The 23,543-nt window shown below is 56.8% G+C and carries 18 protein-coding genes; 7 read left to right on the forward strand and 11 right to left on the reverse strand.

Annotated elements, in window-relative coordinates; genetic code table 11:
- Positions 1-229: 229 nt before the first annotated feature.
- From LDN84_RS08650 to LDN84_RS08690, 9 genes are all read right to left on the reverse strand, one after another.
- Entirely contained in the window at positions 230-1,276 is a 1,047-nt protein-coding gene (locus LDN84_RS08650) for a hypothetical protein (RefSeq protein WP_223911225.1), read from the reverse strand.
- Positions 1,277-1,575: 299 nt separating this feature from the next.
- On the reverse strand, positions 1,576-3,282 hold the full coding sequence (locus tag LDN84_RS08655; RefSeq protein WP_223911228.1) for a DUF3631 domain-containing protein: 1,707 nt from the start codon (positions 3,280-3,282) through the stop codon (positions 1,576-1,578).
- 17 nt (positions 3,283-3,299) lie between these two features.
- Positions 3,300-4,022, reverse strand: coding sequence for a helix-turn-helix transcriptional regulator (locus tag LDN84_RS08660; RefSeq protein ID WP_223911231.1), 723 nt, complete (start codon positions 4,020-4,022; stop codon positions 3,300-3,302).
- Positions 4,023-4,337: 315 nt separating this feature from the next.
- A complete protein-coding gene (locus LDN84_RS08665; protein ID WP_223911233.1) occupies positions 4,338-5,567 on the reverse strand; it encodes a tyrosine-type recombinase/integrase in 1,230 nt (409 codons plus the stop codon).
- 323 nt (positions 5,568-5,890) lie between these two features.
- Positions 5,891-6,976, reverse strand: coding sequence for a GGDEF domain-containing protein (locus LDN84_RS08670; protein ID WP_223911236.1), 1,086 nt, complete (start codon positions 6,974-6,976; stop codon positions 5,891-5,893).
- A 64-nt stretch (positions 6,977-7,040) separates the two neighbouring features.
- Entirely contained in the window at positions 7,041-8,243 is a 1,203-nt protein-coding gene (locus tag LDN84_RS08675; RefSeq protein WP_223911239.1) for an ABC transporter permease, read from the reverse strand.
- Between the two features lies 1 nt (position 8,244).
- On the reverse strand, positions 8,245-8,982 hold the full coding sequence (locus LDN84_RS08680) for an ABC transporter ATP-binding protein (protein ID WP_223911243.1): 738 nt from the start codon (positions 8,980-8,982) through the stop codon (positions 8,245-8,247).
- Entirely contained in the window at positions 8,979-10,292 is a 1,314-nt protein-coding gene (locus LDN84_RS08685) for an efflux RND transporter periplasmic adaptor subunit (protein WP_223911246.1), read from the reverse strand. The genes LDN84_RS08680 and LDN84_RS08685 overlap by 4 nt, the downstream gene beginning before the upstream one ends.
- Positions 10,293-10,351: 59 nt before the next feature.
- On the reverse strand, positions 10,352-11,674 hold the full coding sequence (locus LDN84_RS08690) for an efflux transporter outer membrane subunit (protein ID WP_223911250.1): 1,323 nt from the start codon (positions 11,672-11,674) through the stop codon (positions 10,352-10,354).
- Positions 11,675-11,903: 229 nt separating this feature from the next.
- Between LDN84_RS08690 and LDN84_RS08695 the strand changes: the two genes are divergently transcribed.
- The 4 genes from LDN84_RS08695 (at position 11,904) to LDN84_RS08710 (ending at position 19,531) form a co-directional block, all read left to right on the forward strand.
- Positions 11,904-13,175 carry an RsmB/NOP family class I SAM-dependent RNA methyltransferase gene (locus LDN84_RS08695; protein WP_223911254.1) on the forward strand — a complete coding sequence of 424 codons (1,272 nt, stop codon included), beginning with the start codon at positions 11,904-11,906 and terminating at the stop codon, positions 13,173-13,175.
- Positions 13,176-13,204: 29 nt separating this feature from the next.
- Entirely contained in the window at positions 13,205-14,395 is a 1,191-nt protein-coding gene (locus tag LDN84_RS08700; protein WP_223911257.1) for a DesA family fatty acid desaturase, read from the forward strand.
- Between the two features lie 118 nt (positions 14,396-14,513).
- On the forward strand, positions 14,514-15,755 hold the full coding sequence (locus LDN84_RS08705) for an exonuclease SbcCD subunit D (protein WP_223911260.1): 1,242 nt from the start codon (positions 14,514-14,516) through the stop codon (positions 15,753-15,755).
- On the forward strand, positions 15,752-19,531 hold the full coding sequence (locus tag LDN84_RS08710; protein WP_223911263.1) for an AAA family ATPase: 3,780 nt from the start codon (positions 15,752-15,754) through the stop codon (positions 19,529-19,531). Before LDN84_RS08705 ends, LDN84_RS08710 begins: the two co-directional genes overlap by 4 nt.
- A 128-nt stretch (positions 19,532-19,659) precedes the next feature.
- Here LDN84_RS08710 and rpmG read toward each other — a convergent pair whose 3' ends face one another.
- Entirely contained in the window at positions 19,660-19,830 is a 171-nt protein-coding gene (rpmG, locus tag LDN84_RS08715; RefSeq protein WP_223911267.1) for a 50S ribosomal protein L33, read from the reverse strand.
- Between the two features lie 27 nt (positions 19,831-19,857).
- A complete protein-coding gene (rpmB, locus tag LDN84_RS08720; protein ID WP_056667014.1) occupies positions 19,858-20,091 on the reverse strand; it encodes a 50S ribosomal protein L28 in 234 nt (77 codons plus the stop codon).
- 235 nt (positions 20,092-20,326) lie between these two features.
- On the opposite strand from rpmB, the gene LDN84_RS08725 reads away from it, so the two are divergent.
- From LDN84_RS08725 to dxs, 3 genes are all read left to right on the forward strand, one after another.
- Positions 20,327-20,560, forward strand: a complete 234-nt coding sequence (locus LDN84_RS08725; protein ID WP_223911271.1) for an exodeoxyribonuclease VII small subunit — start codon at positions 20,327-20,329, stop codon at positions 20,558-20,560.
- Positions 20,545-21,570: a polyprenyl synthetase family protein gene (locus LDN84_RS08730; RefSeq protein WP_223911273.1), complete on the forward strand. Its 1,026-nt coding sequence runs from the start codon at positions 20,545-20,547 to the stop codon at positions 21,568-21,570. Before LDN84_RS08725 ends, LDN84_RS08730 begins: the two co-directional genes overlap by 16 nt.
- 104 nt (positions 21,571-21,674) lie before the next feature.
- A complete protein-coding gene (gene dxs, locus LDN84_RS08735; RefSeq protein ID WP_435405945.1) occupies positions 21,675-23,525 on the forward strand; it encodes a 1-deoxy-D-xylulose-5-phosphate synthase in 1,851 nt (616 codons plus the stop codon).
- Positions 23,526-23,543 lie beyond the last annotated feature (18 nt).

Here is a 23,543-nt window from a genome sequence, read left to right on the forward strand (position 1 = left end):
GGCTCCAACACTGGCATGACGTGGAGGTGGGTAAATGCCGTCACACACGTCACACATCGGACACGTCTGTAACGTTGACCACACCTTTCACCAACAAGAGCCATCAGAAAGAGGCAGGCCAAAAGCCGTCACATCCGTCACACAGCAGCGGAGGCAGGTCAAAAGCCATTACGCCCGCCAAAGAGTGGATGCAGGTAAATGCCGTCACACCCGTCACACCCGTCACAGGTTACGCTTTGCCGCCTTCCCACCAGCGATTGAACAGGCCCTTGTCGCTACGCAGCTCTGACGGTAGCTTGTAAACCTTGTCGGCATCAAAGCGGTCTACAAAGCGATGCGCAAGCAGCGCCTGTTGCTTGAATGGACGTGTCAAATCGAACCCGCATTTCTTGGCCTTTTCTTGCGCTTTAGTCCAAGTGCCATTGCTCTTGATAGGCTTTCCCTTCATCCAGTTGTCGATAACCCGCAGAGGCGCAGTGCTTGGTGTTGGCGTAACCAGTTCCTTGAGCGCGTCGAGGTCTTGCGGTAGAACCCCGCGCAAACCAGCTTCATGCATTCGTTTGTCCACCAGCCCCATGATGGCAGCCGGTTTGGCCCAGCCAGAGGCAAGGTGAAGTTCATCCTTTTTGAGTTGAGTGGCGGTGTACATGGTTTCCACCCGCATGTAGTTCTCAAGCTTAGTGGCCAAGGCATCCCATTTGGCCTGGTCAACGTGCTTTGGCTTCTTGGCAAACTTGGTCACTTCCGGGTATAGACGCAGCGTTGACGTGCTCTTGGTATGGCCGACACGCACAACTCCCGGCATTTCAAAGGTGGCCCCGGCAATCTGCACACGCCCCGGATACCGAATGACCAAACTCTGATAGATGGCAAGCTCGGCATCGTTAATTTCCGCAAGGTCTCGAAATGGATAGAGGTGCGTAACCTCAACCCGATGCACGGTCGGGTCTGGTTGCTCTGGAAAAGTAATACCCTTAATTGCTGCGAGTTTCTGGTGCAGAATATCAACAATGGCCTTCATCTGAACCGACTCGTTGAGCGACACCCAGGCGTTAAAACCGAAAAAAGTCGTCGTAGGTCCACCTGAGCACTTAATTGTTCCCTTTTTCATATTTATCGAAAACATCCAACCTGATTTATGCTTACCTACAGGACGAGAAAACAGGATGGTTTGATCAGCCTTTAGTGATTGCCTGACTTTATTCAAGCGCAGAAATTTGAACACCTTATCTGGTTCAAACTCGATTCCAGTAAAAATAAGGGTAATGTTGTCCATGATGTGCAATCTTGGTGGAAAATAATAATACTAGCCTACGATGTTATTCTGTGAAAACCTATAACAGATACATAATCTGAACTTACCTAGAATAAACGGTCTAAAACGGTATAGTGCGAATGTTTAGTAAGCAGTGCTGATACTAACCCTCGAAATTATTACTATTTCTGACTAGTGAAGTTAATAAACTGTCACTCCCGTCACAGTGTCATATGGAGTAAATGACCGACAAATAAAAATATCATCTGCGGTAGCCAATTACTCTGTGACACCTGTGACGGCTTTTTGGGTTATGTATGCTACTCGTTGGTTACTTCATCTTGAACGCAGTAGCGTGCAAACGCGTCTTCAAACGACTCACGGCTGTACCCGCGAACTTGTTTGCCGTCGATCCGGATTGGTTTCGGACTGACCTCAAAAAGCTCCAACATTTGCGCCATGCGAATCGGATTAATTGCCTTGTTCCCGTTCGAGGCAGACCATACGCCACCTTCAGACCCGCGCAGTTTTGCGGCTAATTCTGCACTGCTGATAGCCTTCAAATCGGCATCGTCAAAGATACGCTTGATGTCGCCAATAAGTTGCTCTCCGCTGTCGTCCGTGGCCTGCTGGAGGAGCACATTTGCAATAGATGCCGCACGAGCCTCTTTCTCGATGGTGTCTGAGATACATGCAGCAATGCGCAAGAGTGGCTCATAGTTGTCACGTGCCCTGTCATTGTTGACATCCAATGGAGCAATCAGCATCGCTTCAAATTCGTCGCTGTTGGCCTCACACCATTGCATCACCTCACGGCGCAAGTGGAGGCAGCTTTTTTTCTTCGACGTGACCCTGTCCTTCAGTTCATTTACGCCTTTGCGCTTCATACTGATAATAATGCTCCTGTCAAACACGGTCTCTGGTGGACGGCCAATCATGGCGTAGAGCTTGGCCCCATATGTTTTCCTGATAACAACTTGCCCTTGCTTACCTGTATGGGCGTTTCCAGCGGCATCCTCCACGCCACCGTTGATCAATCCGACTAGGTCTGGGTTGTTCTTGATGAACTGATCCAACTCGTCCAGTAGTGGGGTCTTGGATCCATCTGTGATGATTTCCAGCGCAGACTTGGTGACGAGCTTAGTATAGAAAGGGTCCTTGACCAAGTACGCACCAAGTTTGAGTCCCGTCGTCTTACCACACCGCCTTGCCGGTGCGCAAAATCCAAAGAGGGGCGCATGTTGCACCTTGTCAGTAAGGTAGGTAAAGAAAACGTACAGCACAAAAAGTAGCGCGGCACCTTCCGACATGGAGCAGCACGAGAGAACCAGTGCCACCAATAATCGAACCAGGGTGTTCCCATTTATGCCGGTCTTCTTTGGGACAGGTTTTGCCTTGACTTCTTCGATTACCTCATTCTTTTTGATCAAGATGCATTCGTCGATTTTTTGCTTGACCTGTTTTGGTTTTGCCAAAACCTTCTCGTAAAAACCTTTTTCCGGCGGAATAAGTTGGCACACATTCTTTGGCAACTTATTGCAATCAGGCTGCTGGTCTTCACAAATGACAACCATGGCATCTGGAAACGCCTTGGCTAAGTTGATGGCAACATCCTCCGTGTTCTCCGGGTAGAGAGAAAAATGGGATGGGTAACCCGTGTTTTTTGCCAATGCCACTGCGGTTAAGAAATCTGATGTCACCAAGAAGATTTTGTTACCTGAACCAAAGCGAACAAAAAATCCTTCGGTCGCTTCCATTGAGATATACGCGAACTGATAGGTATCTGGTGCGCCGTTCTCAAACTTGACAGCCAGCCCATTACGAATCGACTTTGTTGCGTCTTTGATCGGAAAGACAGTCGCCCCGGTAAAGTCTTCGTCGCCACCCGGCAGGTTGCCCTCCCAGCGCGCAGTGACAGTGTCCAACGGATACAATTTTTCGATTGGATTTTTCTTGGTTTCATACCCAAGTTGATTCCAGATTTCCTCTGGTGAGAGCTTTGAAATACTGATGTCTTGACGTTTCATTTTGAATACTCCTAAAGTTATATGGCTATCTGATTACTGTTGCGTTTGGATATAAGGTCACGCACCCAACCCAAAATCTCTGCCTCTATCCAGCGCACAGATGACCGGCGAGAGGTGCCAAGTCGCACGGGTTCTGGAAAGTCAGGTTGCGCGTAGATGAAGCTTTTCTTGAAGCCGGTGATGCGCTTCACGCGATGGATGTCAATCAGGGACAACTCAGGTGGTGCATCGTCCTGACGAACAACAGTCGCCTTTGCACAAACCTTATGAGCCAAGCGGGTGCGCTTGCCGTTCTTGCGGTCACTGTAGAAAACCCGTTTTGGGTGAATGACAATGGAAATACTGCCCACAGTCGGCGAAGTCTTGCCGTCAACACGCTTGTAGCTGCCGTCCGGGTACGTAAAGTGCAAAACATCAGGGCGGCGCGGGTCCTCAACGACGTAGGTGCGGCCATCTTGAGGGGCTGGCTTTAAGTGTTTGGCATACTCCGCGCCGACCAATACAGTTTTAGCCCCATGAGCCTTGATGTAATCAAGGATGGCAACTGATGAGTCCAGATGGGCATCAGGGACGAATTGGATGTCCTCGCGAGGCCATTTCCGCTTTGCCGGAAATCGAACCGCACTGACCATGGTTGAACGTTCTGTGCGGTTTAACGTTCCCGATTTGGTCTGATCAGAATGCTCTGTGCAAAGTAGGGCACTTTGCGGCACTAGATGAGTGAGATGATGAACTGACAATTGCGCCTCCAATCCTGGTTAAAGGGCTGGAAGGGCGCAGCGCCAACCAACCCCGTTTTGGGGAAAGTTGACACCACTCGGTCGAGTCCGCTACTGCTACGGAGTCTCGCCATGCATTAACTGGCAACAGCTAATTGGAGCCTCGTCTATTCAGCGGTTGCTAAAGCAGCGACGAGGTGACCTCTTGCTTTAAGAGGTCAGGTGTTCAGATTCTAGATTAGCTTGTTCATTTTGCCAAGCGCTGCCTTGAGTGCAGGCACATGACGCATCCTTGACGCTTGCCGATGTGGTCCTTCTGCACTGCCTGCGCTTTAGTCAAGGTTGGCATTCTGACAACGCGAATGTCTCCCAATCCTTCATGAGGTTGACCCTGTTTACGAAAAAATCGCTTCTAAGGTATGCGGCGGCGACCGCATCTGGCAGCCTGTGTGCAAGTGCCTGTTCGCACACCTGAAAGGGGTACTCAGTGCATTCGCCAGCCCAATTCCTGAATGTTGACCGCATCCCGTGTACAGTGATGTCTGGCTGTTCCATTCTTCTGAGTAACATTGCCATGGACATGTTCGTCATGGCCTTGTCTTTCTTGCCGGAGATAAACACGAAGTTCTTGCCTGAAAATGGCTTGATGATGGTCAGGATTTGAAGAACGCGCCGCCCCAATGGCACTCTATGTTCAATGTTCGCCTTCATTCTGGCGGCTGGTATCGTCCAGACACCTTTGGTCAAGTCGAACTCTTCCCACTTGGCACCAACGACTTCACCTGTACGTGACGCGCACAAGATCAAAAACTCCAGCGCATACCTTGCCATGCCGCTCTCTGACTGCAAGGTCTTCATGAATGCTGGTAGCCTGTCATAGGGGAGTGATGCGTGGTGATTTTGGACCCCTGCACGCACCTTAGGCAGCAGGTATTCCATGTGGCCCTTGAGTCGTGCCGGGTTATCGCCTTTTCGCCATCCGTTTACTGTCGCCCAGTCCAGTACGGATTCGATGCGGCCCCTCAAACGCGAGGCCGTTTCCCTCTTTGTCTGCCAAATTGGTGAAAGAATCCGAACAATGTCATCTGCATGGATGTCACTGATTGAACTCTTGCCAATAACAGGGAAGGCATATTGAGTCAGCGTATTCGTCCACTGCTGCCCATGCTTGATGTTTTTCCACATTGGCCTTGAATACTCGATGAACTCCAGCGCGCAGGTTTCAAAGGTCTTGGCTTTGGCCAATTGCAGCTTTTCCTCTCGCACGGCTTCCTTCTTGGCTTGAGCTGGATCGACCCCTACAGTGCGGGCATCACGAAGCTCCTGCGCTTTCTCTCTGGCCTTTTGCAGGGATGTCGATGGGTATCCGCCAAGACCGACGCTCTTTGCCTTGCCATGATCCATGTACCGGAACAGCCAGCTTGCTGTGCCACTTTTGGCGATACTCAGGTACAGCCCTTCGCCATCGCCAACCAAAGCGTTCTTTGCTTGTGGGCTAAACTGAAGGTCTTCGATTTCTCGGATTTTGGCTTTGATCTTGAGATCGGTTAGTTTGCGGATTGCCATGATGTGTATTTTGACCTGTGGATGTTTCGTTGAAGAACTTAACAACCTAGTCACATATCAAGGCACATATCAATAGCGCGTGTTTCTGAGTGGACACTCTGGAAGTTGGCGAACTGATCATCCGCTGTAACCCGTTGATATGAATGAGCAACAAGGATTCATACGGACTATGGCGGATTCACTTCATGCCGACTCCGTTTCCGCCAACACTGCGTTTGCAGACTTCCACAGAAGTCCAAAAACAAAGCAAAAAGCCCCGTAGCTCAATAGGTTACGGGGCTTTTTTGTTCGCCAACGTCCGTGGATGTTTGTTGAGTGCTACATCACGCATGTTTGAGCACCGACACACGGTTGCGCCCTGCGGCTTTGGCGACATACATGGCCTCATCGGCCTGTTTTTGAAGGTGTTGCATGGTTTGCCCTGTTCCTGCACAGGCAGCAACGCCGATGCTGGCAGTGACCTTCAATTGGCGGCCTCCTATATCGGGCATCGAGTCCTCAATCGCCTGGCGAATACTTTCTGCCACTTCGACCGCTGTTTCTGACGCTGTGGCTGGAAGAAAGACGGAGAACTCTTCTCCACCAACCCGGCCCATCGCGTCACTTCGCCTGATACTTGATCGGACTGTGCTGGCAACAGCCTTGAGTACCCAATCACCAGCGGCGTGCCCATAGGTGTCATTGACTGCCTTGAAGTGGTCAAGGTCCAGGAACAACACCGAAAATCCCTCATTCTTGCGGCTGGCAGCGGCGATGAGCTGGTCACAGCGTTCGTAATAGGCGCGTGCATTCATGACCCCTGTGAGGGGGTCATGTGTAGCCAGTTGATGTAGTTTGGTGTTGTACGCCTGCATTCGGGTGAAGTAGGAGATGGAGCGGTTGCTGTAGACGTGAAAAAACGCACCCATGTAAAGCATGGCCGCCATGTTGGTGGCCATTGCAGGTAGCGAATAAGGGTGTGAAAGGTGGGTGTTGCCCAATGTCAGGCCAGCACATGTGCCAAGGGTGATGAACCAGCCAACGCGTTTCCCCAGCAGTATGAATACCCCAGGGATGTTGACAAAAAACCAGAGCAGTCGGAGCTCGTCTTCTGGTACATACATCAGGGCAGAGCTGTATTCAAGAAGGCAAATCGCTTCATATGTCCAGGCGACGGGTTTAAAGAGATGTTTTCGGCCACGCAGCACAGCAAAAAGCAACATTGCAAGCGTGGAAAAAAACGCCATGGATCGCATGTGCGGGCCGCCCAAAGGATTGAGCTGTATGGAGTCAGCGACGATGAAAAACGAGGTGAACAGCGCCCCAAAGACCATCACCACGATCAGAAATTTGTACTGGAACTCTTGGTATTCTTCGCTCTCTTCAAAGGTCACTGAGCCGAAGAGGAGGTGCGGAAGTAGGGGTTTCATGTCATCTAGCGCAAGGCTATGTGGCGTAATTTCCGATACATCTTACCTCTGGTTCAGTTCAAAATTACTCGTGCCTGAGTGCCTCAATCGGATCCAGGCGTGCTGCCCGGCGCGCGGGGAAATAGCCAAACAGCACACCAATACCGGCCGAAAATACAAAGGCCAGTCCGTTGATGCTCGGGTCGAATACAAAGGGCACATCCATGGCTTTGGACAGGCCAATCGAGGCTCCGGTGGCCAGCAGAATGCCCAGCAGACCGCCTAGCGCTGACAGTACTACGGCCTCTATTAAAAATTGCAGCAACACCTCTCGCTCCAATGCGCCAATGGCTAGTCTCAGGCCGATTTCGCGGGTGCGCTCTGTCACGCTCACCAGCATGATGTTCATGATGCCAATGCCGCCCACTAACAGGCTCACGGCAGCTACCGCGCCTAAAAGTGTAGTCATGACTTGAGTGGTACTGGAGAAGGCTTCACCAAGCTGCTTGGTGTCCAGCACATTGAAGTTGTCTTCCTCACTCTCGGCCAGTTTGCGTCGTTCACGCAGCAGTTGGGTAATGGCCGCTTTCACGCGATCAGGGTCGGCACTGTCCTGCATGGACACCAGCAACGTGTTGACACGGGTGTTGCCGGTGATACGCCGCTGCAAGGTGTTCAGCGGCATAAAAACCATGTCATCCTGATCATTGCCAAAAGCACCTTGTCCCTTGGAGCCCAGCACACCAATGACTTCACAGCTGATTTGCTTGACGCGAATGGAGGTTCCCACCGCAGTTTGGCTCCCAAACAATTCGCGGCGCACGGTTTCACCAATCAGGCACACACCTGCACCAGCCATTTGTTCTTCAGCCGTGAAGATCCGACCATCGGCGACCTTCCAGTTGCCGGTGGTGAGCCAGTCGGTGGTGCTGCCAATCACGCTGCTGCTCCAGTTGCGGCCATCGAGCACCAGCGTGGCATTGCTGCGTGCCTCCGGGGCTACCGCCAGCAGGCTGCTGACCTGACTGAACACGGCTTGTGCGTCGGCGGCCTTGAACGAAGGGGCTCCGCCGCCACCGCCCATCATGCGCTGGCCCGGGCGCACCTGCAGCAAATTGGTGCCCAGCCCGGCAATCTGGTTCTGAATCGCCAGCGTGGCACCATTGCCCACGGTGACCATGGTAATGACGGCGCTGACACCAATCACAATGCCCAGAATGGTCAGAAATGAGCGCAGCAAATTGCGCCGGATTGAGCGCATGGCCAAAAGCAGGGTACTGAGCCACATGTCAAACCACCTCCTGTGTGGTGTTCTGGTGGTGTGCCGTTGGGTGCGGGTTAGGTGTGTCGCTGTCGACGACACCATCGACAAAATGCACGATACGCTTGGCGTACTGAGCCATGTCGGCTTCGTGGGTGACCATCAGTACAGTGATGCCGTGGTCGGCGTTGAGCTTCCAGAGCAGCTCCATGATTTCCAGGCTGCGGTGTGTATCCAAATTTCCGGTGGGCTCATCGGCCAACAATACGGCGGGCTCGGTCACGATGGCGCGGGCAATCGCCACCCGTTGTTGTTGGCCTCCCGAGAGTTCGGCAGGAGTGTGATGTTCCCAGCCAGCCAGTCCTACAGAAGCCAGCGCTTTTTTAGCTGCAGCGTGGCGTGTTTTGGCTGGCTCACCCCGGTACAGCAGCGGCAGTTCGACATTTTCCTGGGCACTGGTGCGCGCCAGCAGGTTAAAGCCCTGGAACACAAAACCCAGGTAGCGCCTGCGCAACAACGCACGCTGGTCACGCGTGAGGGTCTCGACATGGATGCCGTTAAACAAATATTCACCTGTGCTGGGTGTGTCAAGGCAGCCCAGGGTGTTCATAACGGTGGATTTTCCTGAGCCGCTGGGGCCCATGATGGCCACAAACTCACCTGCGTGGATGACCAGATCCACACCTTTGAGGGCCTGAAAAGCGGTGGTTCCCTGGCCGTAGGTTTTGGTGACGGCCTTGAGTTCAATCAAGGGCAGGGCGCTCATGGTTTTTTGGCAGCATTGGCTGAACGCTGATCGGTGATAACTTGCATGCCTTCCTGGAGATCACCACCGGTGATTTCGGTCATCCGCCCGTCGCTGATGCCGGGTGTGACGCTCACCGCCACGGCAACACCATCACGCAGCACCCAGACTTGTTTGGCGATACCGCCACTGGCTTTTTTGCTGACCCGGGGCATACGTGGCATCACGCTGGACATGATGTCACTGCCACCTTTGGCTGTGGTATCGGCACTTTGTGGCGAGAAGCGCAGTGCGGTGTTGGGCACCAGCAGTACGTCTTTTCGCTCGACCGCAATGATGCTGCTGGTCGCAGTCATGCCAGGTCGCAAACTCAGGTCGTCGTTGGTGACATTGAGCAGCGTCTGGTAAGTGACCACGTTGTCGGTGATGGTCGAACCATAGGCCACACGGGTGATGGATGCGGGGAAACGTCGTCTGGGGAAGGCGCTGACGGTAAAGCTGGCTTTTTGTCCGATCTGGATGCTGCCCACATCGGCTTCATCCACATTCACTTGCAAACGCATTTGGCGCAGGTCTTCCGCCACGGTGAACAGGGTCACCGCCTGTAATGAAGCGGCCACCGCATTACCCGGGTCAACCGTGCGGGTGAGCACCACACCGTCAATGGGCGAGCGGATGGATGCTTTGGATAGATTGGTTTCATCGGTGGACAGGGAAGCACGGGCAGATTCCACATTGGCACGGGCATTGAGGTCTCCAGCGAGCGCCCGATCATGGGTGGCACGAGCGGTATCCAGCTCGGTTTGGGAGGGCACTTTGCCGCCAGAGAGTTTGGCCACTTCTTCCAGACGGGCCAGACCGGTGCTGCTTTCCTTGACCGTGGCCACCGCTTGTGCCAGCTGCGCCTGGGCGCTGGCCAAGGCGGCGCGGGAGCGCGTCACCTGGTCGCTGAGCTTGGCGGTGTCGAGTTCCACCAGGATCTGGCCTTTTGTGACCTGGTCATTCACATCCACCAGCACCCGGCGTACGGTGCCGGAGAGTTCGCTGCCGATATTGACTGAGCGGGTGGGTTGCAGTGTGCCGTTGGCGGTGACGGTGAGTGTCAGATTGCCTTTGGTGGCGGGTTCGGAGACATAGCTGGGGAGTGCATTTTTTTGCTTGTTTTGGCTCCATGCGTAGTATCCACCTGCACTAGCAGCTATCAATAATATAGTTATCCAGAGCCCCTTGCGTCGCCACCAAACCGGTTTGAGCTGCTCTTGCAGCAGGACTGCCAAATCGGTGGGTTGCTGAGTGGGTGCTTGAGACGTTGGCTTGGAGGGTTCAGACATAGGAGTACTCATCAAAAAGGGGCGGTGCAAAGCGGGGTTGAGTTGTCAGAGGATGGCTGTCATGGCCAGTCACCGCCCATGGCTTTGACCAGACGCACATGGTCGCTGCTCAAGTCGGCTTGCAAGCTGGCCAGGCTGTCTTGTGCACTCAAGAGCGTGCGCTGGGTTTGCAGCACAGTCTGAAAATCCACCAGCCCGCTGCTGTAACGGTTTTGTGCCAGCAGCGCGGCATTTTGAGCTGCGTTGGCGGCTTGTTGTAGGTGGCCCAACCGGGTGCGGTCGTTATGCAGGGTGATCACGGCATCTTCAACCTCTTTCAGTGCCGTGAGCAAGGTGTTTTGATAGGTCGCACGGGTTTGCAGCAAAGCAGCTTGCTGGACCCGGACCTGTGCTTTGGCCGCACCACCATCCAGTACCGGAATGGACACGCTGCCCAGTATCTGGGTGGCCATCGCAGCACCATTGCCCAGGCCCGCCAGAGTCAGGGCGGTCAGGCCAACCGATCCACCCAGTTTGAAGCTGGGCTTGCGTGCCGCGTCGGCTGCATCCACAGCGGCCAGTGCCGCTGTGATGCGCGCTTCGGCCGCACGCACATCGGCCCGCTGGCGCAGGCTGTCGGCCGGAATGACATCGACGACGGTTGCCGCCACGAGTGGTATAGGGCGTTGTTCCAGTAGCTGGGCATCCAGCTCTTTGGGGTTTTGTCCCGTCAGTACCGCCAGACTGTGCCGGGCTATGGCCAGATTACTTTCCAGGTTGGGAATTTGTGCGGCTGTTTGTGAGACCGCTGTCTGGGCCTGTTCCACCTCCAGCGAGGTCACCAACCCGGCCTGGGCGCGCCATTGGGTGATTTGCAGGGTTTCGGATTGGCTGGCCAGATTGTTCAGGGCAATCACCCGCTGGGCTTGCAAGCCACGCAGTTGAATGTAGGCCAGGGCCACTTCGGCGGTCATGCTCAACTGCACGTCGCGCAGATTGGCCGTGGCAGCTACCAGACTGGCTTCGCTGTTGGCAACGGCACTTTGTTGCGCGCCAAAGACATCGATTTCCCAGCTCGCATCCATGCCGCTTCTGAAACTGATGCTGGCTGGGGTGTTGTCCGCAGTGCTGCGTTGAGCCGATCCCGACAGGGTGAGTTGCGGGCGCGTGTTGGCCAGTTTGACATCCCGCAAGGCGCGGGCTTCCTGGAGGGCCGCTTGGGCAGAGTGGATATTGGAGTTGGCCTTGAGGGCCTGGCTGATCAGATCCGCCAGCAATGGGTCATGAAAATTCTTCCACCAGCGGATTTGTATAGCCTCTGATTCGGCAGGAAGGTTGGCAGAGGCTGACTCTAGGGTGTCTGGGCTGGCACAGCCAAGCAGCACGCCTAAAAACAAGGCCATCGAACCCGTCAGTATGGTTCGCCTGTATGGCCATGCCGGTGGGTGAGAGAAGGGTTTAAGGCAAAAAAGCATGTGGAATAGTCTGCAAAGAAGGCATGTCGGTCAGGTTGGTAGCTGGAGGTATGGCAGCCACATCGGGGAATCATCCGTACATTGTGCAACTGCATTTTGTGGCTACATAGTCAGAGGGGTGAAGTTGCGTAAAGTTCCCGTGGGACAATCGACACCTATGCATCCAAAAGCTCTTCTAGACGCCTGTGCCGAACTGGTACGCCTGACTCTCAAATTTGACCATCCGGCTGATGCCATCGTGTCACGGTTTTTCCGTGATCACCGTGGTTTCGGGCCGCGTGAACGCGCCACCATGGCCGAGACGGTGTACACCGTCTTGCGCAAAAAACTCCTGTTTGACCACTTTGCCCCTTCGGGCAGTGGCCCCAAAGAACGCCGTTTGGCCATTCTCGGCTTTTATGGCCCTGGTGATTTTTTGCGCAGTGCCTTGAATGAACAAGAAATCAATTGGCTGGATCAATGCGAAAAAATCAAACCCGAAGACCTGATGGAGCGCCATCGTCACAACCTGCCGGAGTGGTTGGTGGCCCCGCTCAAAGAGCAGCTCGGTGCGGAGTTTTGGCCTTTGGTGGAAAGTTTCAACAAAGGGGCCGGACTGGACTTGCGTGTCAATACCTTCAAGGCCAAGCGTGCCGATGTGCAAAAAGAACTTGCCGCTCTGGGTATCAAGGCTGTTCCCACGCCGTTTTCGCCCTGGGGCTTGCGTATTGCTGGCAAACCTGCGCTCAACAAGGCAGAGAGTTTTAAGCGTGGTGATTTTGAGGTGCAGGACGAAGGCTCCCAGCTGCTGGCGATGTTGTTGGATGCCAAGCGTGGTGAGATGGTGGTCGATTTTTGCGCTGGTGCGGGTGGCAAAACGTTGGCCATTGGTGCGGCCATGCGTTCCACCGGGCGGTTGTATGCGTTTGACACCTCGGCGGGCCGCTTGGATGCCTTCAAATCACGGCTGGCCCGCAGTGGATTGAGCAACGTACACCCGGCCGCCATTGCCCATGAGCGGGATGACCGTGTCAAACGCCTGGCGGGCAAGATTGACCGTGTGCTGGTGGATGCACCGTGCACCGGCATGGGCACGCTGCGCCGCAACCCCGATCTGAAATGGCGCCAGGACATGAAGGCGGTCGAAGAAATGACCGTCAAGCAGACCGCCATTTTGCAAAGTGCGGCGCGCCTGGTGAAGTCTGGTGGCCGCCTGGTGTATGCCACCTGCAGCGTGTTGCCGCAGGAAAACGAGGCTATTGCCCTGGCATTCACCGAGGCCAATAAGGACTTTGTGCCGCTGGATGCTGGCGAGGTTTTGGAAGGGCTTAAAGTCGAGCACGCCGCTGACCTGTGCAGCGGTGGTGAAAACGGCCAGCGCTTTTTGCGCCTGTGGCCGCATCGTCACCAGACCGATGGCTTTTTTGCTGCGGTCTGGCAGCGTCAATAAAACAATTTATATTTGAGAGAGACATTGAGATGACTTCGTTGGTTGACTGGGCCGCCATCGGCCTTCTGCGTTGGGGTGCTTGGCAAATCGTGCTGTTCACGCTGGTGATGACCCACATCACCATGCTCAGCGTGACCATCTTTTTGCACCGGCACCAGGCGCACCGTGCGCTGGACTTGCACCCACTGGCCGCGCATTTTTTCCGCTTTTGGTTATGGCTGACCACCGGGCAGGTGACCAAGGAATGGGCTTCCATTCACCGCAAACACCACGCCAAGTGTGAGCAGCCCGAAGACCCGCACAGCCCGCATGTCTATGGCATCAAAACCGTGTTGCTGCAAGGTTACGAGTTGTACCGCAAGGAGGCTGCCAACAAGGACACCATGCTGCGCTATGGCCACGGCACGCCCAACGACTGGATTGAGCGCAATCTGTACACCCGGTTTTCCTGGGCGGGTATCACGCTGATGCTGCTGATTGATCTGGCTTTGTTTGGTGCGGCCGGTCTGACGGTGTGGGCGGTGCAAATGGTCTGGACTCCGGTGATGGCCGCTGGCATCGTCAACGGGGCTGCGCACTACTGGGGCTACCGCAACTTTGAGGCCCCTGATGCCAGCACCAACATCTCGCCCTGGGGCATTCTGATCGCCGGCGAAGAGCTGCACAACAACCACCACACTTATCCGACTTCAGCCAAGCTGTCCGTCAAATCCTATGAGTTTGACATTGGCTGGGCCTATATCAGCCTGTTGCAACGCCTGGGGCTGGCCAAGGTCAAAAAGACCCCCCCACGACTGGCGCTGGGTGCGGTGCGCCCGGTGGCGGACGAGCAAACGCTGGAGGCCCTGATTCAAAACCGCTTTGAGTTGATGGCCGGTTACGCCAAGGGTATGCGCCAGGCGTTTAGCGCCGAAGTGGCGGCCTTGCAAGCGCGGCATCCCGATACTGCCCTGATCAAAGCGGCCAAAAGTTGGCTGCACCGTGATGCTGAACAAGTGCCCGCCGCCGTGGCTGCGCAACTGGCGGTGGTGCGTGCGGCCTCCCCGGTGCTCGACAAAATGGTCTTGATGCGTGAAGAGTTGCGCCAGCTTTGGCTGAACCGTTCCCACACCCGTGAGCAACTGACCGCCGACTTGCAAGCCTGGTGCCAGCGTGCCGAAGCCAGTGGTATTGCGGCCTTGCAGGAGTTTTCGCTCAAGCTGCGTGCGGCACACGCCTGATTTACAAGGGTTTTAGGCCTGTAGCGCAGGTGGATACTGCGCAGGAAGCTATTGAATATGTAGCGTTTTATGTGAAAGCCCGCAGTCAGCGGGCTTTTTTGATATTGGGATGAGCACCATGAAACTCCTGCACACCTCCGACTGGCACCTGGGCCAGAGCCTGAACCAGTTTGAGCGTGGCTTTGAACACGCGCAATTCCTGGCCTGGCTGCTCGATACCCTGGAGGCCGAACAGGTCGATGCCTTGCTGATTGCCGGTGACGTGTTCGACAACACCAACCCCTCAGCCGCCTCGCAAAACCAGCTCTACCAATTTCTGACCCAAGCCCGCCAGCGCGTACCGCATTTGAGCATCGTCCTGACTGCTGGCAACCACGATTCGCCCGGTCGGCTGGAAGCCCCGGCCCCGTTTTTGTCGCTGCTGGATGCCCATGTGATCGGCCACGTGCCGCGCACCCCCGATGGCATTGACCTGAATCGGCTGGTGCTGCCGCTCAAAGACCACAGCGGCCAAGTCGCCGCCTGGTGTATTGCCATGCCGTTTTTGCGCCCCGGCGACGTGCCGCTGGTGGAAGATGCCACGGACCCCTACATGGCCGGCATGGCGGCGATTTACGCCCAGGCTTATGCGCTGGCTTGCCAGAAACGCAGCCCCGGCCAGGCCATCGTCGCCATGGGGCATTGCCACATCACCGGCGGTCAGGTGTCGGAAGAGTCCGAGCGGCGCATCGTGATTGGTGGCTCTGAGGCCTTATCGGCCAGCGTGTTTGCCCCCGGCGTGGCGTATGTGGCGCTGGGCCACTTGCACCTGGCGCAAAAGCTCGGTGGTGATGCCACGCGGCGTTACTGCGGCAGCCCCTTGCCGATGTCGTTTTCTGAGCTGGACTACCCGCACCAGGTGGTGATTGTTGAGCTTGACGGTGATGCCGTCGCCAGCACGCGCGACATTCGCATCCCGCGCAGCGTCGAGCTGCTGCGTGTGCCCAGGCAACCCGCGCCGCTGGCGCAGGTGCTGGCCGAACTCCAGACACTGAGCCTGCCGCCCGACTTGCCGCCTGCCCAGTGGCCGTTTCTGCTGGTGCGGGTGCAATTGAGTGCCCCCGAGCCGGGTTTGCGTGCGCTGGTGGAAGCCGCGCTGGCCGACAAGCCGGTGCGTCTGGTGCGCATCGAGACCCGCAGTTCCGGGTCAGGTCAGATGGAGGCCGCCGCATTGGTGTCGGTCGATGAACTCAGCAACCTGGCCCCGGCGGGCTTTTTTGAGCGCCTGTACCAGCACCGCTTTGGCGAAGCACCGCCGCCCGAGCTGATGGCTGCCTTCACTGAGCTGGTCAACCAAGCCCCGGAAGGAGACCAGCCATGAAAATCCTCGCCATTCGCGGCAAAAACCTGGCCTCACTGGCGGCTGAATTTGCCATCGACTTCCAAAACGAACCGCTGGCCAGCGCCGGCCTGTACGCCATTTGCGGCCCGACCGGTGCGGGCAAAAGCACGTTGCTGGATGCCCTGTGCCTGGCCCTGTATGAGCGCACGCCGCGTCTGAGCCGGGTCGGGCGCGGTGGGGAAATTCCTGACGTGGGTGACAACGACATCAGCCCGTCTGACCCACGCACCCTGCTGCGCCGGGGCGCGGCTGAGGGCTTTGCCGAAGTGGATTTTGTCGGCAGCGATGGCGTGGCCTACCGCGCCCGCTGGTCGGTGCGCCGCTCACGCAGCAAGATCGACGGCAAGTTGCAGCAGAGCGAGCTGTCGCTGCTGCGTCTGGTGGATGCCCAGCCGCTGGGCGACCACCGCAAGGTTGAAACCCTGAAACGCATCGAAGCCTGCGTTGGCCTGAACTTTGAGCAGTTCACCCGCGCCGTGTTGCTGGCGCAAAACGACTTTGCGGCGTTCTTGAAAGCCTCAGACGACGAACGCGCCGAGCTGCTGCAAACCCTGACCGGCACCGGCACCTTTGCCACGATTTCGATGCAGGCCTTTGCCCGCATGAAGGCTGAAAAAGACGCGCTGGAGCGCCTGCAAGCCCAGCTCAAAGACCAGCAGCCGCTGGCCCCGGAAGCACGTGCTGACAAGCAAAACCAGCTTCAGCGGCACGCCACGCAGGCCAGCGAGCTGGCGCAGCAAAAAACCGTGCTTGAGGCCCACCTGCGCTGGTTTCAGCAATGGGATCGCCTGCAAGCCGCGCAAGGGGAGGCGCGTCAGAAGCTGGAGGCTGCCCAAGCCGAGCAAGTGGCTGCCGAACCACGCCGTGCCCAGTTGGCGCGGCTGGAGCAGGTGCAGGCGGCGCGGCACCTGTGCGCGGAGCTGACGCGCCTGACGCAGGCGGTGGACAGCGCAGAAGCCGCTGAGTTGGTCGCCCGTGCCGAGCTGGACAGGGCGCAAGCTCAAGTCGGCACCCATCAGGGCAGCCATGCGCAAGCCTTGGCGCAGGTGAGCCTGGCCGAGGCTGCCAGAACCCAGGCGCAGCCTGATATCGACCAGGCCCGTGTGCTGGATGCCCGCATCGCCACCCTGACACCGCAATGGCAGACTGCCGAGCAATCCAGGAATGACGCACAAAAACACCTTTTAGCCCAGGAAAAACGTGCGCAAGAAGCTATTGAAAATATAGCGTCTGCCGAGCGTGATCTGACTGCGGCACAAGACTGGCTGGCGGCGCACGCCACGCTGCGCCCGCTGGCCGAAGGCTGGCAGCGCTGGGAGGCACTGTTTGCCCAGGTGCAGCAGGGGTTGAACGCGCACCACCAGACCCAGACCGGGTTGGCGGGGCTGAAGGAACGAGCGGCGGCGAATGCGCAGGCCGGTGTCGCAGCGCAAGCCGCGCTGGCAAGCGCCACCGAGGCCACGCAGGCCGCCAGTGAAACACTCGACACCCTGGCCCAGGCTTGTGCGGCGGTCGATGCCGAGCAACTGGCGCAAAACAAACAGGCGTTGGAAGCGCGCCGGGAGCAATTGCACAGCGCCGCCCAGCTGTGGCAGCGCCACACCGAGCTATCTCGTCAGCAGGACAAACTTCTCGCTCAGCAACAGGCCCACCAACTGGAATGTCAGAGCAGCCAACAAGCGCTGGACGATGGTTCCCCCAGGCGAGCGCGGCTGGAAGCCGAGTTGCATTCCGCCGAGCAGGCCTTGCATCTGGCCCAACTGGCGGCCAGCCAAAGCGCCGAAGCCTTGCGGGCCAGCCTGCAAGACGGCCAGGCCTGCCCGGTGTGCGGCGCGGTGGAGCATCCCTATGCCAGCCATGCGCCGGTGGCCGATGCCATGCTGAAAAGTCTGCAAGACCACGTCAAGGCCAAACAGGCTGACCTGCGTGCGCTGCTGGACCTGCTGGCTGCGGCGCAGGCCCGCCAGGCCAGCAGTCAGGCGCATCTTGAGCAACTGGGACAGGAGCAGGGGCAACTGGAAGCGGATCGCAGCGACTGCTTGGCGCAGTGGTCTGCTCACAGTTTACAAGCCGAGGTGAATGTATTGACCGAGCCTGAGCGCAGCCCTTGGTTGATAACACAACAGGAAGGCATCCGAACCGCGCTGGCTCACCTGTGTCAGCAGGAAGCTGCCTACCGTGAACAACTCAAACAGCGCGAAGCCGCCCAGCAGGTGCTCAATCGCACCCAGTTGGCGCTGACAGAGGCCAGGGCTTCCGTGAGTCGTCTGGAGGTCGAACACGGTGCCATGGCGCAGGCCATTGAGGCCACGCAGCACCAACTCAGCGAGCTTGACGGGCAGATCACGGCACTGCTGGATCAACTCGACGGCGCTTTTGGTCATGCGCAGTGGCAATCACGCTGGCGCGAGGACGTGGCGGTGCAAAGTCGGATCGGCCCCGATGCCAGCGGGTTGGGTGTGGATGCGGCTACCTCGTTTGTGGCGCAATGCCGCAGCGATGCCCAGGCCTGGCTGAGCCAGCAAGAACGCCGCACCACGCTGACGCACCGCCTGAGTGTCTTGCAACAGGAGCGAACCGCCTGCCAGAGTGCGTGTGAGCAGGCGCAACAGCAGTTTCAAAGTCAATCAGAACGCTGCGCCCAGGTGGCAGCCGAATTGCAGGCGTACCGCGACCAACGCAACGCCCTGTGGGCCGGTCAGGCCTTGGCCGAAGTCGAGTCTGGCTTGAATGCCGCACTGGAAGCGGCCAGGGGCGCAGTGAGTCGCAGTACTGAGGGCTTACAAACCGCGCAGGCCGAGCTGGCCCGCAGGCAAGAGGCGCTGCGGCAGAACGGCCTGCAACTGGATCAATTGCGCAGCGCTGAGGCCACAGCGCAATCCCAGTTGGCGGCCTGGCTGGCCGACTTCAACACACAGCATCCGTCATTGACCGTGGCTGAATTGCAGTCTTTGCATGAAATCAGCCTGCAGAGCTTATCTGATGAGCGTAAGACGCTACAACAATTAGAGCAATCCTTGAGTGCGGCGCAGGCAGTGTTGCTCAGCCAGCAACAGACCCTGACGGTGCATGAAGTGGCGAAACCGGGGCCGGAAGAAGCCGGCGCTTTGCAGGTGAACCTGACCCAGACCACGCAGGCGATGGAAGTCTTGGCTGAGGCCTTGTCAGCGCTGAAGATCGAGATCGCCCAGGATGATGAGCGCCTGCTCAAGTCCGAATCCTTGCGTGCAGAGATTGAGCGCCAGAGCGCCACGGCGCGGGTCTGGGCGCAGTTGAGTGAGCTGATTGGTTCAGCCGACGGCAAAAAGTTTCGCAACTTTGCCCAGCAGCTCACGCTGGACATTCTGCTGGACTATGGCAATCGCCATTTGCAAAGCCTGACGTGCCGCTATCGTCTCCAGCGCATCAAGGACAGCCTGGGCCTGTTGGTGGTGGACCAGGACATGGGCGACGAGGTGCGTTCGGTGCATTCGCTCTCGGGCGGCGAGTCGTTTCTGGTGTCGCTGGCGCTGGCCCTGGGGCTGGCCTCGTTGTCGTCGCACCGGGTGCAGGTGGAGTCGCTGTTCATCGATGAGGGCTTTGGAAGCCTGGATGCGGAATCGTTGCGGGTGGCGATGGATGCGCTGGACAACCTTCAGGCGCAGGGCCGCAAGGTCGGGGTGATCTCGCACGTGGCCGAGATGACTGAGCGCATCGGCATCCGGGTGCAGGTGCTGCGCCAGGCCGGTGGGGTGAGCCGGGTGGTGGTAGGGTAAGGGGTAGGTGTGTGCAATGGTGCTGTCCGTGGCTCTCCGCCTGGATGAGCGTGATTTGGAAATGGGGAGCAGCCGTTGCAACAAAAAAGCCCGCAGTGAGCGGGCTTTTTTGTCAGGAAAGGGCTGAATTACTTCAGCTTCATTTCTTTGTAATCCACGTGCTTGCGAGCTTTGGGATCAAATTTCTTGATCAACATTTTCTCGGGAGTGGTTTTCTTGTTTTTGCTGGTGGTGTAGAAGTGGCCAGTGCCAGCTGTGGATTCCAGCTTGATTTTTTCGCGTCCGCCTTTGGTTGCCATGATGTTCTTTCTAGTCTGGTGAATGAATTAGGCTTGACCACGAGCGCGCAGGTCAGCGAGCACCGCATCAATACCGTTTTTGTCGATCAAACGCAGACCGGCATTGGAGATGCGCAGACGCACCCAGCGATTTTCAGACTCCACCCAGAAGCGGCGGTATTGCAGATTCGGCAGGAACCGACGTTTGGTTTTGTTGTTGGCGTGGGAAACATTGTTCCCAACCATGGGGCCTTTGCCCGTGACTTCACATACGCGTGCCATGTGGACACTCCGATATTTAAAACGGCCCCGACTGATGCCGGATGCCTCACCTCGCCAAGAAAAAGGGTGGCGGTAACCCGATTGATACTCAAACCCTCACGGGTAAAGCAGCAAAGCCGAGCATTATAGCCTGCCCCTTTCTTCATTCGTTGAAAGGCTGTTGTCGGAGTGGATGTGTCCAGACCCCATGGTGCGCCTAAAATCGCCATTTTGATCCCGGGGAGCATCTCAATCTATGGCTACCGCCTCCAAACACAGTTCCGTACCGGCAAACTATGAAGTGGCACTGCAAGAGCTGGAACAACTGGTCGCCAGACTGGAGTCTGGCGATATGCCCCTGGAGCAATTACTCACTCAATACAAACGTGGTGCAGAATTGCTGACGTTTTGTCGTGATCGCCTGGAAGCGGTTGAAAACCAAGTGAAAGTGCTCGATGGCAGCACACTGAAAACATGGACACCCGAATAACCCCCCTCGTACCGCTGGATCTGAAATCCTGGATTGCTCGCCAACTGGACCAGGTAGAACTTGCCCTGGATCGCTGGGTGAGTGTGGATGCTGGTGCTGACTTGGAACATCACGCACCGGCAGATCTGATGGCGGCGATGCGTTATGCGGTGCTTGATGGCGGAAAACGTTTGCGCCCACTGTTGGTGCTGGCCGCCTGTGAGGCCGTCAACAGCGGTTTGAAGCATGACTATTTGCCGATAGAAGAGTGTGATGATGAACTTGCCCGTCGGGGTGTGATTGATCCCGAAGCTGCCACACAGGGGTCGGGTGAAGCCGCTCTGCGGGCCGCCTGTGCTGTGGAGTTGATTCATGCTTATTCGTTGGTACATGACGATATGCCGTGTATGGACAACGATGTGCTGCGGCGCGGCAAACCCACGGTGCATGTGCAGTTTGGCCAAGCCAGCGCTTTGTTGGCGGGGGATGCGCTACAAGCACTGGCTTTTGAATTGCTGACCCCTGAAGGTTCAGCCATTGCATCCGCTCAACAAGCCAAGTTATGCCGTTTGTTAGCGCGTGCAGCGGGTTGTGCAGGTATGGCAGGTGGTCAGGCCATTGATTTGGCCAGCGTTGGATTGCAATTAACTGAAGACCAGTTGCGGGAAATGCACCGGCTTAAAACCGGGGCGCTGTTGCAAGCCAGTGTGATGATGGGGGCGGTTTGCGCCGAGCCCATGTCTGTGGCACGTGCCGCACTTCATCGCTATGGGGCAGCCATCGGCTTGGCTTTTCAGGTGGTGGACGATATTCTGGATGTCACTGCGGACTCCAGCACGCTGGGTAAAACAGCCGGTAAAGACGCTGAACATGACAAGCCCACTTATGTGTCATTGATGGGCCTGGATGCTGCTCGTGCTTATGCGCAAGCCTTGCACCGCCAGGCGTTGCAGGCGCTGGCTGACACCGGCTTGGTGGATACGCGTATCTTGCAGGGGTTGGCTGACATGGTGGTGCAGCGATCCAATTGACTGTAGATGTAAAAATTATTGGTTAAAAGTGGTTGTGGCGCTTGTAAATAAAGCGTAAGCAGCTATTAAAAATAGAGCATATGTTGACCCAAACCCCGTATTCCATGCTGCAGTCGATCCACTCCCCAGTGGATCTGCGCCAGCTGCAGCGAGAGCAGCTTGGCCGTCTGGCCACTGAATTGCGCGCCTATTTGCTTGAAAGTGTGTCCAAAACAGGCGGGCATTTAAGTTCCAACCTGGGCACGGTGGAGCTCACTGTGGCCCTGCACTATGTGTTCAACACGCCGCATGACCGGGTGGTGTGGGACGTGGGCCATCAAACCTACCCGCACAAAATCCTGACAGGGCGGCGTGAGCGTATGTCGTCCTTGCGTCAATTGGGTGGTTTGAGTGGTTTTCCACAGCGCGCCGAGAGTGAGTTTGATGCTTTTGGTACAGCCCATTCCAGCACCTCCATTTCTGCGGCCTTGGGCATGGCGCTGGCCAGTCGCCTCAAGGGGGAAGACCGGCATGCCATTGCCGTGATTGGTGATGGGGCCATGACCGCTGGCATGGCCTTTGAAGCCATGAACAACGCGGGTGTGTCTGACTGCAATCTGCTGGTCATCCTCAACGACAACGACATGTCCATCAGTCCGCCTGTGGGGGCTTTGAATCGCTACCTGGCCAAATTGATGAGCGGACAGTTTTACGCTGCAGCCAAAAATGCAGGCAAAACCGTACTCAAAGGTGCACCACCGCTGTTTGAGCTGGCCCGGCGTTTTGAAGAATCGGCCAAAGGCATGGTCAAGCCCATCACCCTGTTTGAAAAATTCGGCTTTAACTATGTGGGCCCGATTGATGGCCATGACGTGGACACTCTGGTGACGGTGCTGGAGAACATCAAACACCTTAAAGGCCCGCAGTTTTTGCATGTGGTCACCAAAAAAGGGCAAGGTTACAAGCTGGCCGAGGTTGATCCGGTGGCTTACCATGGCCCTGGCAAGTTTGACCCGGCAGTGGGTCTGCAACAAAGTGCGATACCCAGCAAACCCAGCTTTACACAGGTGTTTGGCGACTGGCTGTGTGACATGGCGGCGGCGGACGACCGTCTGGTTGCCATCACTCCAGCCATGCGTGAAGGCTCCGGCATGGTGGAGTTTGAGAAGCGGTTTCCGACCCGCTTTTTTGACGTGGGTATTGCTGAGCAACACGCCGTGACCTTTGCCGCCGGTTTGGCCTGCGAAGGCCTGAAACCGGTGGTGGCGATTTATTCCACTTTTTTACAGCGCGCTTATGACCAGTTGATTCACGACGTGGCGATTCAGAACCTGCCCGTGGTGTTTGCATTGGATCGCGCCGGACTGGTGGGCGCTGACGGTGCGACCCATGCGGGTGCTTACGACATTCCTTATCTGCGTTGTATTCCCAACGTCAGTGTGGCATGTCCGGCAGATGAAAACGAATGCCGCCAGTTGCTCAGTACGGCCTATGCACAAAACACGCCGGTGGCAGTGCGTTATCCACGTGGTGCGGGTGCAGGTGTTGCCGTGACCAGCACGCTGGATGCGCTGCCGTTTGGCCAAGGTGAGATTCGCCGCCAGGGCCAGCGTCTGGCATTTCTGGTTTTTGGTACCTTGCTGCAGGCGGCCTTGCAAGTGGCGGAAAAGCTCGATGCCACCGTGGTCAATATGCGCTGGGCCAAACCACTGGATGTGGATTTGCTGGTTCAGGTTGCTGCAGATCACGACGCACTAGTCACTCTCGAAGAGGGTGCGGTGATGGGTGGTGCCGGCAGTGCCGTGCTGGAAGCACTGGCTGCTGCAGGTTTGGTCAAGCCGCTGCTGCAGTTGGGTTTGCGTGACGAATTTATTGAACATGGTGATCCGGCCAAGTTGCTGGCGCTGCAGGGCTTGGATGCAAGGGGAATTGAGGCATCCGTGAGTCAGCGTTTTGCGGCGTTGCTAGCGTCCTGAGCAGCTCAAATTTTGATT

Source organism: Rhodoferax lithotrophicus, assembly GCF_019973615.1.
Lineage (GTDB): Bacteria > Pseudomonadota > Gammaproteobacteria > Burkholderiales > Burkholderiaceae_C > Rhodoferax > Rhodoferax lithotrophicus.

Excerpts from the sequence above, each read along its gene's own strand:
- LDN84_RS08650 (WP_223911225.1), bottom strand. The coding sequence starts at position 1,276 with ATGGACAACATTACCCTTATTTTTACTGGAATCGAGTTTGAACCAGAT.
- LDN84_RS08655 (WP_223911228.1), bottom strand. The coding sequence starts at position 3,282 with ATGAAACGTCAAGACATCAGTATTTCAAAGCTCTCACCAGAGGAAATC.
- LDN84_RS08665 (WP_223911233.1), bottom strand. The coding sequence starts at position 5,567 with ATGGCAATCCGCAAACTAACCGATCTCAAGATCAAAGCCAAAATCCGA.
- LDN84_RS08670 (WP_223911236.1), bottom strand. The coding sequence starts at position 6,976 with ATGAAACCCCTACTTCCGCACCTCCTCTTCGGCTCAGTGACCTTTGAA.
- LDN84_RS08675 (WP_223911239.1), bottom strand. The coding sequence starts at position 8,243 with ATGTGGCTCAGTACCCTGCTTTTGGCCATGCGCTCAATCCGGCGCAAT.
- LDN84_RS08680 (WP_223911243.1), bottom strand. The coding sequence starts at position 8,982 with ATGAGCGCCCTGCCCTTGATTGAACTCAAGGCCGTCACCAAAACCTAC.
- LDN84_RS08685 (WP_223911246.1), bottom strand. The coding sequence starts at position 10,292 with ATGTCTGAACCCTCCAAGCCAACGTCTCAAGCACCCACTCAGCAACCC.
- LDN84_RS08690 (WP_223911250.1), bottom strand. The coding sequence starts at position 11,674 with ATGGCCTTGTTTTTAGGCGTGCTGCTTGGCTGTGCCAGCCCAGACACC.
- LDN84_RS08695 (WP_223911254.1), top strand. The coding sequence starts at position 11,904 with ATGCATCCAAAAGCTCTTCTAGACGCCTGTGCCGAACTGGTACGCCTG.
- LDN84_RS08700 (WP_223911257.1), top strand. The coding sequence starts at position 13,205 with ATGACTTCGTTGGTTGACTGGGCCGCCATCGGCCTTCTGCGTTGGGGT.
- LDN84_RS08705 (WP_223911260.1), top strand. The coding sequence starts at position 14,514 with ATGAAACTCCTGCACACCTCCGACTGGCACCTGGGCCAGAGCCTGAAC.
- LDN84_RS08710 (WP_223911263.1), top strand. The coding sequence starts at position 15,752 with ATGAAAATCCTCGCCATTCGCGGCAAAAACCTGGCCTCACTGGCGGCT.
- rpmG (WP_223911267.1), bottom strand. The coding sequence starts at position 19,830 with ATGGCAACCAAAGGCGGACGCGAAAAAATCAAGCTGGAATCCACAGCT.
- rpmB (WP_056667014.1), bottom strand. The coding sequence starts at position 20,091 with ATGGCACGCGTATGTGAAGTCACGGGCAAAGGCCCCATGGTTGGGAAC.
- LDN84_RS08725 (WP_223911271.1), top strand. The coding sequence starts at position 20,327 with ATGGCTACCGCCTCCAAACACAGTTCCGTACCGGCAAACTATGAAGTG.
- LDN84_RS08730 (WP_223911273.1), top strand. The coding sequence starts at position 20,545 with ATGGACACCCGAATAACCCCCCTCGTACCGCTGGATCTGAAATCCTGG.
- dxs (WP_435405945.1), top strand. The coding sequence starts at position 21,675 with ATGCTGCAGTCGATCCACTCCCCAGTGGATCTGCGCCAGCTGCAGCGA.